The sequence below is a fragment of the Halohasta sp. A2 genome, from assembly GCF_056175805.1.
In genome coordinates, this window is record NZ_JAQFWV010000084.1 from 1 (window position 1) to 12801 (window position 12801).

Annotated in this window: 15 protein-coding genes and 1 tRNA gene; 6 read left to right on the forward strand and 10 right to left on the reverse strand. The window is 61.2% G+C overall.

Translation table 11 applies throughout. From position 1 onward, the window contains the following. Positions 1–234: 234 nt before the first annotated feature. From O2S87_RS16155 to O2S87_RS16180, 6 genes are all read right to left on the reverse strand, one after another. Positions 235–762, reverse strand: coding sequence for an HAD family hydrolase (locus tag O2S87_RS16155; RefSeq protein WP_475409798.1), 528 nt, complete (start codon positions 760–762; stop codon positions 235–237). An 84-nt stretch (positions 763–846) separates the two neighbouring features. Next, positions 847–1317, reverse strand: coding sequence for a hypothetical protein (locus O2S87_RS16160; protein ID WP_475409799.1), 471 nt, complete (start codon positions 1315–1317; stop codon positions 847–849). Positions 1318–1390: 73 nt separating this feature from the next. Then, positions 1391–2386, reverse strand: coding sequence for an AIR synthase family protein (locus O2S87_RS16165; RefSeq protein ID WP_475409800.1), 996 nt, complete (start codon positions 2384–2386; stop codon positions 1391–1393). Positions 2387–2433: 47 nt separating this feature from the next. After that, positions 2434–3006, reverse strand: a complete 573-nt coding sequence (locus O2S87_RS16170) for a helix-turn-helix domain-containing protein (protein WP_475409801.1) — start codon at positions 3004–3006, stop codon at positions 2434–2436. 182 nt (positions 3007–3188) lie between these two features. Continuing rightward, positions 3189–3273: transfer RNA gene (locus O2S87_RS16175), tRNA-Leu, on the reverse strand. A gap of 51 nt (positions 3274–3324) precedes the next feature. Next, positions 3325–3492 (reverse strand): hypothetical protein, encoded by a 168-nt coding sequence (locus O2S87_RS16180; protein WP_475409802.1) that lies wholly within the window; start codon positions 3490–3492, stop codon positions 3325–3327. Between the two features lie 37 nt (positions 3493–3529). Between O2S87_RS16180 and O2S87_RS16185 the strand changes: the two genes are divergently transcribed. Next, complete coding sequence (locus tag O2S87_RS16185; RefSeq protein WP_475409803.1) at positions 3530–4087, forward strand: DUF420 domain-containing protein; 558 nt, start codon at positions 3530–3532, stop codon at positions 4085–4087. Between the two features lie 57 nt (positions 4088–4144). On the opposite strand, the gene purF is transcribed toward O2S87_RS16185, so the two are convergent. The 3 genes from purF to O2S87_RS16200 form a co-directional block, all read right to left on the reverse strand. Beyond that, positions 4145–5659, reverse strand: a complete 1515-nt coding sequence (gene purF / locus O2S87_RS16190) for an amidophosphoribosyltransferase (protein WP_475409804.1) — start codon at positions 5657–5659, stop codon at positions 4145–4147. Positions 5660–5861: 202 nt separating this feature from the next. Then, positions 5862–6035 (reverse strand): 50S ribosomal protein L37e, encoded by a 174-nt coding sequence (locus tag O2S87_RS16195; protein WP_475409805.1) that lies wholly within the window; start codon positions 6033–6035, stop codon positions 5862–5864. Then, complete coding sequence (locus tag O2S87_RS16200; RefSeq protein ID WP_475409806.1) at positions 6032–6268, reverse strand: LSM domain-containing protein; 237 nt, start codon at positions 6266–6268, stop codon at positions 6032–6034. Before O2S87_RS16200 ends, O2S87_RS16195 begins: the two co-directional genes overlap by 4 nt. A 315-nt stretch (positions 6269–6583) precedes the next feature. On the opposite strand from O2S87_RS16200, the gene O2S87_RS16205 reads away from it, so the two are divergent. Continuing rightward, the gene (locus O2S87_RS16205) at positions 6584–7936 is read left to right on the forward strand and encodes an RNase J family beta-CASP ribonuclease (RefSeq protein WP_475409807.1); all 1353 of its coding nucleotides are present in this window, start codon (positions 6584–6586) and stop codon (positions 7934–7936) included. Further along, entirely contained in the window at positions 7936–8982 is a 1047-nt protein-coding gene (idsA3, locus tag O2S87_RS16210) for a geranylfarnesyl diphosphate synthase (RefSeq protein WP_475409808.1), read from the forward strand. The genes O2S87_RS16205 and idsA3 overlap by 1 nt, the downstream gene beginning before the upstream one ends. A gap of 189 nt (positions 8983–9171) precedes the next feature. Here the strand turns inward: idsA3 and bcp are convergent, their stop codons facing one another. Next, positions 9172–9642: a thioredoxin-dependent thiol peroxidase gene (bcp, locus tag O2S87_RS16215; RefSeq protein WP_475409812.1), complete on the reverse strand. Its 471-nt coding sequence runs from the start codon at positions 9640–9642 to the stop codon at positions 9172–9174. Positions 9643–9741: 99 nt separating this feature from the next. On the opposite strand from bcp, the gene O2S87_RS16220 reads away from it, so the two are divergent. The 3 genes from O2S87_RS16220 (at position 9742) to O2S87_RS16230 (ending at position 12673) form a co-directional block, all read left to right on the forward strand. After that, the gene (locus O2S87_RS16220; protein ID WP_475409809.1) at positions 9742–10614 is read left to right on the forward strand and encodes an NOP5/NOP56 family protein; all 873 of its coding nucleotides are present in this window, start codon (positions 9742–9744) and stop codon (positions 10612–10614) included. Next, a complete protein-coding gene (locus tag O2S87_RS16225) occupies positions 10611–11243 on the forward strand; it encodes a fibrillarin-like rRNA/tRNA 2'-O-methyltransferase (protein WP_475409810.1) in 633 nt (210 codons plus the stop codon). The genes O2S87_RS16220 and O2S87_RS16225 overlap by 4 nt, the downstream gene beginning before the upstream one ends. Before the next feature lie 74 nt (positions 11244–11317). Beyond that, on the forward strand, positions 11318–12673 hold the full coding sequence (locus tag O2S87_RS16230; RefSeq protein WP_475409811.1) for an NRAMP family divalent metal transporter: 1356 nt from the start codon (positions 11318–11320) through the stop codon (positions 12671–12673). The last annotated feature ends 128 nt before the right edge of the window (positions 12674–12801 follow it).

Genomic DNA, 12801 nt, shown 5'->3' on the forward strand with positions numbered 1-12801 from the left:
TTGGAGCGTCGAATCTCAGCTGAAGTTTCGTCAAACCTGAGCAGATCCCGACAAGTTGCACCGACCTCGTCGATGTTTCTCCCCAGATCTCCTTGGCTCCAGTCTAAACCCCAGAAGTAGTGCTAGACAGTGCCCAGTTACTCAGTATCATGTCGGTTTCCTCCCCGGCCTACTCGCTCCCTTCGGTCGCTCCTTGAGGCCGGAGGCTCCACCTCAAAGTATGCTGAAACGGACTCACTCGACGAACCGGAAGTCGACGCCTGACCGTTCGGCAGTCGTCCGATCCCGTGGTGAGTCACCAATAAAGACGGCCCTACTGGGGTCGACGCCCAGCTCGGAGAGCGTCGCCAACAGCGGTTGTGGGTCGGGCTTGTAGGTGTCGACCGAGTCTCGACCGATGACAGCCGAAACCAGCGTCGAGAGGTCGTGGCAGTCGAGCGCCAGCCGACAGGCCCGCTCGCTGTTGAGCGAGCAGACACCGACCGGCACGGACTGGAGGGCGAGCTGGTCTGCAAGCGCAAGCCGTGTCGATGTCCGTGCCCCATCGCGTTCGTGTCGACTGATCGTCGACTCAACGGCCTCCTCGATACCGTGGGTTTCGGCTCGACCCAAGAGCTCCCAGAGGTCCGCACCACGGGCGTCGATTCCTTCGTCCTCGTACACCGCGATTACGTCGTTTGCGACCCGCTGCCAGTCGACGGCGAGATGTACTAACGTTCCGTCGAGATCGTAGACGACCGCCTCGTACCCCGTCGTATCCATACCAGTTAGTGGGACGGCGCTGTGAAATCGATGTCGGCGTGCAGACGGCCGGGAAACCACAGAGATCGATTACGCCACACACAGTCAGAACCCGCCTATACCAATACCGGCTGCGACAAGAACCGCCGCACCGAGCCACCATGGCCAGTACGTTCGCGGGTTCGACGGCCGTGATCGACGGCGTCGACCGCGGGCGATCAGTGCTCCCTCTCGGACGAACAACCCACCGACAAGAACGAGCCCGATTGCGGTGAGCGCAGTTGAACCGACGAGAGAAAGTGAGGCGAAGTCGACGATGACTGTCCGGGTCACCGACCAGACGACGATACCGCCACCGACAGCCAGCGGCGTGCCGAGCGCGAGGTCACGATAGCGGCCGACAGCCGCCCCGACAAGCACCAGCCCGGCTAATCCGGCAAAGACCAATGGGTCGATGCCACCGCTTATAAATGGGCTGTGAGTGGGCCGCGTCGACGAGACGGCCAGGTAACCGAGGCCGACGAACCAGACGCCGAGCAACGACCCTGCCTCGTAGTCGCCGTACTGAAGATCCACACGACCAATCCGGTAGCCTCGACCCTAAAGCTCCGGAAATTCAGGGTTTCGGACTAGCTGGCTACCGTGACAGTCACTCCCAAAACGGATAGAGCTGATCGCTGCCGGCGTCGGTGATCCGCACGCCATCGAGAACGAGTGCCCCCGAGGAACCCACATCGCTGTCCTGAGCATCAATGGCTTGTATCTCGCCGATCACCGCAGCCTCGATTCCGGCGTCGTCCAACCGCGCACGTGCGGTGTCGACTTCGTCGACCGGCACCGTCGCGAGCAGGGCTCCCGAGCCGAAGATCCGCAAGGGGTCGACGCCCATCGCTTCACAGACTGCCCGTGTTTCGGGTCGGACCGGCACGGCCTCGCGATTGATGATCACGTCGACGCTGGCGGCGACGGCAACTTCGACCAATCCCGCTTGGATGCCTCCCTCGGTCGGATCGTGCATCGATGTGGCAACCTCCCTGACGGCTCGCGCGTCTTCGAGCACGCTGATTTCGGCGAAAAAGGTGGCCGCCCGCTTGATCGTCGACTCATCGAGACCCTCGGCGCGAAGGTCGTCGACGAAGTCTGTCGCGATGATGCCGGTTGCCTCGATGGCCGCGCCCTTGGTCAGCAGTACCTTATCGCCCGGTTGGGCCCCACTGGTCGGAACGTAGCGGTCGGTACGGCCAAATGCAGTGAGGCTCAACAAAGGCCGCGAGAGCGTGGGAACGTACTCCGAGTGGCCGCCGACGATGGTGACACCGATCGATGCAGCGGCAGTGTCCAACTGGCTCGTGAGTGTCTCGAGGGTCGACGGATCGTCGTCGGGCAAGAAAATCACGTTCGTCAGGAACTCAGGGTCGGCTCCGGCGACGGCGATGTCGTTGCAGGCGACGTGAACGCCAAGGGTCCCGGCGGCTTCGGCGGCCAACGAGATCGGATCGGAGCTCACGACGAGTGTTTCACCATCTCCGAGATCGATGGCTGCGGCGTCCTCGCCGTAGGCCGCGCCGGTCAGCAACGCCGCGTTCTCCGCGCCAGTCTGGTCGAGAATCGTCCGTAGCGTCTCGGGATCCAGCTTGCCGATCATCTGGTTTCGACTCGGGAATCGTCGACCTTGTAGCTGCCGAGTCCAGACTACTCGTCGACGAGACTGATGTCGAACCGCGATTCGAGATCGCGAATCACCGAACCACCGACACCTGCGCGGGCGGCCCGGCCCTGTTCGACCGCGAGATACTCCTCGCCGTCGATGCCGAGTTCGGCCGCCAGCTCGTCAACGGTCAGTCCGGCGTCCTGTCTGGCGGCCTCGACGCGCTCGTCGTAGTCGGCGACCAGATACGGCAGGCGGTCGCGTTCGTAGTTCGTCCCTTCTTTTTCCCAGTGCGAGGAGTCGCCCTTGCCGGCGTCGTAGATTTTGGCCTGGCGCTGGGCCGCGCGTTTCTTCCGGTTGACGGGGCCGTCGCTGCTACCAGATCCGCTTGGCCCACTGCTGCTTGCACCGCTCCCGCTGCCGGATGCGTTTCCACTGCTCCCGCTTCGTCGACCCGATCCACGCCGGTTGTCGTCGTGTGGCGAGCAGTCGGGACAGACGAGCAGTTGTGCCCCGGCGACGGTCGCCGTCGAGAGTCTGTTGCTCGTCGAACCGCAGAGTTCGCAGGCATCGCCGTCGCCGCCACCGCCGCCGCCCCCGGTCGAGTATTTCGCCATATTATCACGTAGGGCCGTGGGGTGTTTAATGTTGACCGCTGTCGACAATCTGTCGGCTGGTACCTGAATAGCGCGTCAATAGAGCGGTCGCTTCGAGTTTTGTGTTCCGTAGAATTGTGCGTGGGTGCTGTCTATAGAGACAACACCGAGCATCGCTTTGGTGGTTGAATCCACCCATACGATGCGTGGGACCGGATTTGAACCGGCGGACCTCTACAGGACAGCGCCCTCAACGCTGCGCCGTTGGCCTGGCTTGGCTACCCACGCTCGTCGTGTGGTTTGTACGCTTTCGCGTACACAGTCTTTTACCGAGGGTAGTTAAAAGCCCTTCTTTTTGCGACTCCCGTGGCTGGCTTTCCCACAGACGCCCCGGTGTCGGCTGTCGATTTTTCTCGCGCGCGTGAGATGTTCGACGACAACCCGTCGACCCATCGGTCGACAGTGGGGTCGGGTCGTCGGACGAGCGCGCGTCGGCCCGTCGGGCAAACGAACGATTTTCGTCAGTGGCCGCCAACCAATTCATATGCAACTGGAAACACGGGATCACGTACCAGTGTTGACGGCAGTCTTGAGCAGTGTCGCACTCGGCTTGGTGTTCAGTGCTGTCGGTGGTGTCGTCCCGCAGGAGCTCTTACCACGGAGTACGGCGCTTATCAATGCAATTCCCCACCTCAACGCGCTCATCAGTGCGGCTGCCATCGTCACGATCCTCGGCGGCTGGCGGGCCATTCGACACGGCGATGTCGACTCGCATCGCCGGCGTATGTTCGTCTCCTTTGGCCTCTTTTCGGCCTTTCTGGTGTTTTACCTCTACCGAGTGAGCCTCGAAGGCGCGACACCGTTCGACGGGCCCGACGCCGTCTATCAGTTCTTCTATCTCCCGATGTTGGCGATCCACATCCTTCTGGCGATCATCTGTGTACCACTACTGATCTACGTACTCTTGTTGGCCGTGAGCCGACCGGTCGACGCGATCTATCGCACGCGCCACCGAAGTGTCGGCCAGATCGCGGCCGTACTCTGGCTGATCTCGTTTAGCCTCGGCATCGTCGTCTACGCGATGCTGTACGTCGTGTACTGAATCACCTGTGCGATGCTGCTCGTCGTCTCCTGAACAGCGTCGACTCGGTTTCGAAAATCAGTCGTCGGCCGCAAAGGGACTCGGCTCGTTGATGACGGGTCGACTCACGTCGCGGTCGGTCGTTTCGCCGTCGATCTCGTACGGATACTCGCCGGTCACACAGCCCAAACAAAGGTCGAACCGCTCGGTTTCGAGTGCTTCGGCGATCGCATCGATCGAGAGATACGCCAGACTGTCGGCACCGATCTCCTGGCGGATCTCGTCGACCGTTTTGTCCGACGCAATGAGCTCCTCACGGGTCGCCATATTGATACCCATATAACACGGCGCGATGATCTGCGGCGAGCCCACGCGCATGTGAACCTCTTCGGCACCGGCATCGTGCAGCAGTTCGACGAGCTGATTCGAGGTCGTCCCGCGGACGATCGAGTCGTCGATGATGGTGACGGTCTTGCCCTCGATCGTGCTTTTGATCGGGTTGAGTTTGAGCCGCACGGCGCGTTCACGTTCGTCCTGTGTCGGCATAATGAACGTCCGGCCAACGTACCGGTTTTTCATTAGCCCCTCTGCGAACTCAACGCCGGGGTCCTCTTCGGCGCGTGGCTCGCCGTCGGCAGTCGTTTCGGTTGCAGCGTCGGCATACCCCGAGGCGAACGCGCGACCCGAGTCGGGCACCGGTAGCACGACATCAGTCTCGATGCCGCTTTCGTCCCAGAGCTTCTCGCCGAGCGTCCGGCGAACGTCGTACACGAGGCTGTCGTCGATAACCGAGTCGGGTCGGGCGAAGTAGACGTGTTCGAAAAAGCAGTGGGCCGTGTTCGCTTCGGTGACGAGCTGATAGGAGTCGTACCCCGAGCCGTCCGTTTCAAGAACGATGAGTTCACCCGGCCGAACGTCGCGGATTCGCTCGCCGTCGAGTGTGTCGATGGCCGCTGACTCTGAGGCGAGTACGTAGCCGTCTTCGAGTTTGCCGAGACAGAGCGGGCGGTTGCCCTGGGGATCGCGAACGCCGATAACTGCATCGTCGTGCATGATTGTCAGCGAGTATGAGCCGTGAATCCGCTCCATCGTTCGTTTGACCGCTCGGATCAGGTCCTCTTCGAGCAGGTTTCGGGCGATGTCGTGGGCGATGACTTCGGTGTCGCCGTCCGACGTAAAGGCGTGACCCAGTCCGGCCAACTCCTCGCGGATCTCGTCGGCGTTGACGAGGTTGCCGTTGTGCGACAGTCCAAGCGAGCCGGATTTGAACGAGACCGAAAACGGCTGGGCACAACAGGAGTTGATGCTCCCCTCGGTCGGATACCGGACGTGGCCGATCCCGGTAGAGCCGTTCAGATTGTCGAGGTCGGAAGCCGAAAAGACGTCACCGACGAGGCCCATCTCGACGTGGCTGTGCTGCTGGAAGCCGTCGTGGGTGACGATCCCCGCGGATTCCTGGCCCCGATGCTGCAGGGCGTACAGCGAGTAGTACAAGGGTCGTGCGACAGGGCGATCCGCCAGCGCGATCCCAACGACACCGCATTTTTCGGTTGGCCCGTCGACTGGACGGCGCGAATCCCGGCCGTATTCCATACACCACCGTAGGCGAGGGTGTAGCTAAAAACCCCGTGTTTGTGCTGTCATACTGGACTACACAGTCCGTCAATGCACACATTCATGCATACTGTGTCAGTGTCAGTCACAGCCGTTACAGAGTACAATATCAGGAAGTGGGCAAAGCATCGGCTAGTCAAAACAGTTCTGAAGTAGCCTGTCGGCCCGCAGAATTTCGGGATTACTCGCCGGCTTTCGACTGCCACTCGTAGCCGCGTCGTTTCGCGGACTTGCCGAAGCCGCACGACGAGCAGACTTTCTTTCGCGAGTGGTAGGACTTCTCGCCACAGCGTCGACATTTGACGTGTGTCGTTTTGTTCTTCTTGCCCTGCGTGGGGGTTCCTGCTCCAGTCATACAGTTATCGAGACGACGTTATCGCCGCGTATAATGGTTGTGTCTTCGACCGAGTCGACCGCGAGTTCGCCGAGATCCTCGGCGTCGTCGGGCTCGGTCGGTGCCTCGAGTACGACATTCATATGCTGGTCGTAGCCCGAAAGCGTTCCAACGGTGGCTGTGCCATCCTTTAGCGCGACGGTTACCGTCTCGTCCAAAGACGCCTCAAGAACATCGAGGGGTCGTCCACTCATACGGTCACAGCCTCTGGATTCGGTAATAAACGTACCGGAACAGTACAGTCGACCCACGCGAGTTGACGCATCTGCCACGGCCAATAGCACGCAAGCGAGTACGTGAACCCCTGTAGTTTTTAACACCACACATCCAACGGCCACCTACCACCGAACCCGCGGGAAACTGTCGGAACCCGAGGCTGGAACGCCAGCCGGTTCGACACAGCGGGGCCCTACCGACGCGCAGGACGCCGGGGCTCGTGGCCCCCAACGCGGATCACAGAGCAGTACCACATTGACGCGATGTGAGCTGGCTGCTCAGGATTTGACACTATGGAAATCGAAATTGCAACCATTGGCGGATATGAGGAGGTCGGTCGACAGATGACGGCCGTCCGTGCGGGCGAGGACGTCGTCGTCTTCGATATGGGTCTGAACCTCTCGCAGGTCCTGATCCACGACGACATCCGAACCGAACAGATGCACAGTCTCGATCTAATCGACATGGGCGCGATCCCCGACGACCGGGTCATGAGCGAGCTCGAAGGCGACGTCAAGGCGATCGTCCCGACCCACGGTCACCTCGACCATATCGGCGCGATTGCGAAACTCGCCCACCGCTATAACGCACCGATCGTCGCCACGCCCTTCACGCTCGCGCTGGTCGAACAGAGCATCGAAGGCGAATCCAAGTTCTCGGTCGACAACGACCTTGTTGAGATGGAAGCCGGAGAGACGATGTCGATCGGCGAAACCGGCCAGGTCGAACTCGAGTTCGTCAACGTGACCCACTCGATTATCGACGCGATCAATCCGGTGCTCCACACACCTGAAGGGGCTGTCGTCTACGGACTCGACAAAAGAACGGACCACACGCCCGTGCTGGGCGATCCGATCGACATGGATCGGTTCCGCGAGATCGGTCGCGAAGGCAACGGCGTGCTCTGCTACATCGAAGACTGCACCAACGCCGGTCGGAAGGGTCGAACGCCCTCCGAATCGGTTGCCCGTGAGCATCTCAGAGATGTGATGACTTCAATCGAGGACTACGACGGCGGGATCGTCGCCACCACGTTTTCGAGCCACATCGCCCGCGTTAAATCACTCGTCGAGTTCGCCCAGGACATCGGTCGACAGCCCGTCCTACTCGGCCGCTCGATGGAGAAGTATTCGGGCACCGCAGAACGACTCGACTTTGTCGAGTTCCCCGAGGATCTCGGGATGTACGGCCACCGGAAGTCGGTCGACCGCACATTTAAACGAATCATGAAAGAGGGCAAGGAGAACTTCCTGCCGATTGTGACGGGCCACCAGGGCGAGCCACGCGCGATGCTCACCCGGATGGGCCGCGGCGAGACACCGTACGAACTCGATGCGGGCGACAAAGTGATCTTTTCGGCGCGGGTGATTCCCGAGCCGACGAACGAGGGCCAACGCTACCAGTCCGAACGGCTGCTTCGCATGCAGGGCGCACGCATTTACGACGAGATCCACGTGTCGGGCCACCTCCGCGAGGAGGGTCACTACCAGATGTTGGATGCGCTTCAACCACAGCACATTATTCCCGCCCACCAGGATCTGAAAGGGTTCGCACCGTACGTCGACCTCTGTGAGAGTCAGGGCTACGAACTGGGCCGTGACGTCCACATCACGCGCAACGGCAATCTCATCCAGTTGGTGGAGTAATGACCCAAAACGCGACCGAAAAGCGAGTGCTGGCGGCGATCAAACAGCGCCGCGAACAGGTCAACGACGCGATCGACATCGAACTGCCGCTCGCCGAACCCACACGGCTCTACGAGGCCTCGCGATACATCTTAGAGGCTGGCGGGAAACGACTGCGACCGACGGCCGCCCTTCTCGTGGGTGAGGCAGTTGCCGACGTCGACCCCAGTGCGGTCGACTACCGTGCCTTTCCGACCGTCTCCGGCGGCGAGGTCGATCTCATGCGGGCAGCCGTCTCCATCGAGATTATCCAGTCGTTCACGCTCATTCACGACGATATTATGGACGACGACGACCTCCGGCGGGGGGTCAAATCGGTTCACAACGAGTACGACACGTCGACGGCGATTCTGGCGGGCGACACCCTCTACTCGAAAGCCTTCGAGATCATGGCCGAAGTTGGCGGCAAGCCCGAAAACACCTTAGAGGCGATGCGGCTGCTCTCGTCTACGTGTACAAAAATCTGTGAGGGCCAGTCGCTGGATGTCGCGTTCGAATCCCGCAATGATCTAGCTCCCGAGGAATACCTCGAAATGGTCGAACGCAAGACGGCGGTCCTCTACGGTGCGGCTGCAGCGATTTCGGCGGTCCTGCTCGATGCCGATCAAGCGGTCGTCGACGCGATGTATCAGTACGGCGTCGAATCCGGCAAGGCGTTCCAGATTCAGGATGACGTGCTGGATCTCACCGTGCCGAGCGAAAAACTCGGCAAACAGCGCGGTTCTGATCTCGTCGAAAACAAGGAGACCCTCATTACGCTCCACGCTCGCCAACAGGGCGTCGACGTCGATGGGTTACTCAGCGGGTCGACCGTCGAGACAGTGACTGAAGCCGAAATCGACGCAGCCGTCGACGAACTCGAAGCCGCGGGCAGCATCGATTATGCCCGTGAGATGGCCGCCGAACTCACCGCCCAGAGCAAACGTCGACTCGACGTTCTCCCGGACAACGAAGCCAGCGACCTCCTGGCTGATCTCGCCGACTACCTCATCTCTCGGGGCTACTGACTCGACAGCCGACCACCCACCGTTCTGACTGTGACCATTCGGCAAGAATGATCGACATCGGACTTCCTTACTGAGTTGGTCTACAGAAGTACTGCGTCGACGAGTAGCCCGGAGAAACTACTTAATTGAAATACATTCCACCGGAAACCCGGTGTGGTCGGTACCTACGCGCTCTCTACGGTTTTTTTGTTAGTCGTTCTCTAGTTCGGAGAGCGCGTCGAGAACTTCATCAGCGTGGTCAGCCGGCGAGACACCCTCGAACGAGCGAGCGATACTGCCGTCGGGAGCGACGATGTAGGTGTTTCTGAACACGCCGTCGAACGTGCGGCCAAACATGTTCTTCTCACCATACGAGTCGTAGGCACGGCCTACCTCGCCGTCCGGGTCCGACAGCAGGTCGAATGGGAGATCGTATTTTTCGGCGAACGCCGCGAGATCCTCAACCGGATCGTCGCTGATTCCGAACACGGTGGTGCCGCGGTCCTCGAACTTCGCGAACTGGTCGCGGAAGCTCTTGGCTTCGGTCGTACAGCCTGGCGTGTCCGCCCGAGGATAAAAGTAAACAACTGCATACTCGCCGTCGACCGACGAAAGTGAAACCGTCTCGCCGTGTTGATTCTGGAGTTCGAACGCTGGGGCTGGCTCGCCAACTGAAAGCATGGTTCCGTGTTCGTCGCCGTGTGGAAAGTCGTTGTCTTTCGGCGCTCGACCGGCCGCCAAAGGGAGAGCGATAAACAGCCCCACCGACAAAGAGACGGTATGACAGAACACGCCACCGAACGGGGCTGGTTCGCGGAGCTTGATCCGCAGTCGATCGACGGCGCTCGCGAAGCCATCGACACCGGCTCGGCGTCAGCGCCTGCAGACTGGCCACAGCAGGCCGTCGAAGCCGGCTTTGCTGCCGACGAAGCCGAGTATTACGAGCTACTCCACGAGGCAACAACTGCTGGCACGCGAGCGATCGTCGTCGACCGCGAACAGGCCGACGACAAACAACTCCTCCATGCGGTCCGCGCCATGGACGACGCCGACCGGACGGCAAACGAACTCGCCGAGCGGCTCAGCGAGTGGGCTGGAACGCTCTTTGAGAAGACTGACACCGGCGTCGACGCCGCCCGTGCGGTGGCCGACCGTGAGCCATCGACACCGACCGAAGCGCGTGTGGTCTCACTGGCCGAACGGGTTGACGGCCTCGCGGGGGAGGCCGAAGCACTTCGGACCTTCATCCAGCAGCAGGCCCCCGAGGTCGCGCCCAACCTCAGCGAGATGGCTGGACCGGTACTCACCGCACGTCTAATCGCGTTAGCTGGCGGGCTCGAACAACTGGCGAAAAAACCCAGCGGGACCGTCCAAGTACTGGGTGCCGAAGACGCGCTGTTCGCCCATCTGGCTGGCCGAGCCTCCTCACCGAAACACGGGATCATCTACACCCACGAGTACGTCAGCGGAACACGCCCCCAAGACCGCGGGTCGGCATCCCGTGCGTTTGCGGGCAAACTCTCGATTGCGGCACGGATCGACCACTACAGTGGCGAGCGACGCCCCGAAATTCATGCGGAGCTTGCCGACCGGATGTCGACGATCCGTGCGCGCGCCGAGGATGAGACGGCCGACAGTCGGGAGGAACCATGACTGAACTTCCAGCCGGAATCGAGTACCGACAGTTCGACGGCCGCCAGCGGCTGTCGACGCGCGGCCAGCCTGTCTACGGCGAGCCGACCGACGGCGACTGGCGCTGCTGGGACGCCGGGCGCTCGAAGCTCGGCGCAATGATCGAACTCGGGATGGATGTCGACCTCACCGGTGTCGAATCCGTGCTCTATCTCGGCGCAGCCAGCGGGACAACCGTGAGCCATGTCGCCGACTTCGCCGGGGCGACGTACGCCGTCGAGTTCGCACCGCGACCGGTTCGCGATCTCGTCGACGTCGCCGAGAGTCGACCGAACCTATTTCCACTGTTGAAAGACGCCCGCAAGCCCGAGACGTACGCACACATCGTCGAAGGTGGACTTGATCTGATCGTTCAAGATGTCGCCACACGCGGACAGGCCGCCGTCGCAGTCGACAACGCCCGGTTTCTCGCAGACGATGGCCTGCTGTGTATGGCGATCAAAGCTCGGAGTGAGGACGTGACTGCCGACCCACAAACAGTCTTTACCGATGTGCGCGAGGAGGTAGCCTCTGCCTACCAGGTAATAGATAGTCAGCGACTGGAGCCCTATCACGACGATCACCTCGGAATCGTCGCCCGGAAACACTGAGTGTAGGTTGTGCAGTTTTGTTGGTGGTAGTACAGAGTAATAATATTTTAACACTCACAGCGGTATCTCCGAGTATGAATCAGCAAACGGCATCGGGGACTCGATCAGTGACAGAGAAGCTATCGGCGTTGGGACCGACATGGCTGGCGGGTGCAATCGCCGCTGGCCCCGCGACGATGGCGAGCCTGCTCGTCGCAGGTGCGAGTTTCGGGTACGCCCTCTTGTGGGTCGTTATTCTCTCGGCGCTGTTCGGCGCGCTGGCACAGTATCTCTCGACGACACTCGCATTGGCGACCGAAGAGGGGCTCGTCGAAACTGTCGAGCGTCGACTCGGCCCGAAGTGGGCATGGCTCTTGGTCGCTGACGTCGTGTTGGCGGCGGGATTCGCCCAGCTCGTCATCATGAAAACGCTCGCAGACGCCTCAACCCTGATGACGGGCGTCGACGCCCGGCTCTGGGGCGTCTTTTGGGCGGTCGTGCTTGCGGTCGGGTTGGCGGGTGGTGGCTACCGGATCGCCGAACTCGGAGCGAAGGTGATCGTCTCGGCGATTGTTCTCACGTTTATCGCCTCGCTGTTCGTGGTTCCGACCGATCTGATCGCTGCCTCGGGTGGGCTTGCACCGACGATTCCGGCCGGTGTCGAGGGCGCACTCGTCGCCGCGGGGATTCTCGGCGGCGCGGTCCACATCACGATCATCACGATGCAGACGTATACGGTCCGGGCTCGCGGCTGGACCACTGTGGATAGCGGGCTGGCTCGGTTCGACATTGGCGTCTCGATGCTCGGGGCGTTCGGGCTGTTCAGCATCGCGACGTTCCTCGTTGCCGCCGGCGCACTGTTCGGCGAAGTCGACGCCCAGGGACTTAACGCGGTTGTCGCCGCCCAAGCGCTCGAACCCGTCGCCGGCGAGTTCGCTCAACGGCTGTTCTTGATCGGGCTATTGGGGGCGGCGGTCTCGACGCTCGGCGGCAACACGCTCGTTCCGCCCTATGTCGTCGCCGACAAACTCGGCTGGGAGACCAGGGTGACCGACCGTCGCTACCGAGTGTTGCTGGCGGTGACCGCGCTGCTAAGCGCGGGTGGGGCGTTCATCGGCGGCTCGTTTTTCCAACTGTTGGTGTTGGTGTTGGCGTTCGGGCTCGTTGGAACGCCGTTCGTGATCGCGCTCGTACTCGTGTTGTTGAACGACCCCGAGACTGTCGTCGACGCACCCTCGGTCCCGCTGAATCTCGGTGGGCTTGTCTTGTTCGTTGTAACGACCGTACTGGCCGGGCAGTTCGTCTACGAGCAGATATCGGGGGGACTGACCGTGCTTTCGGGGAGCGTGCTCGTGTTTTCGGTCGTGTTGACGCTCGCGACAGCGATCCTAATCGGCTCGCATCTCCGGACCCGCTTTTCTGGTCGCAACCCCGGTGCCGTCGGCGAGTAGGCAGGAGTGGTCTGCGCTATGTTTGAATCTACGGAGCGCGTATAGGCGCTAATGAAGGCTTCTCGTCGGACCAAGTTGGTGAAACATCTGTCGGAAAAAGAGCTTGATGACGCGATCAATGAAGCACA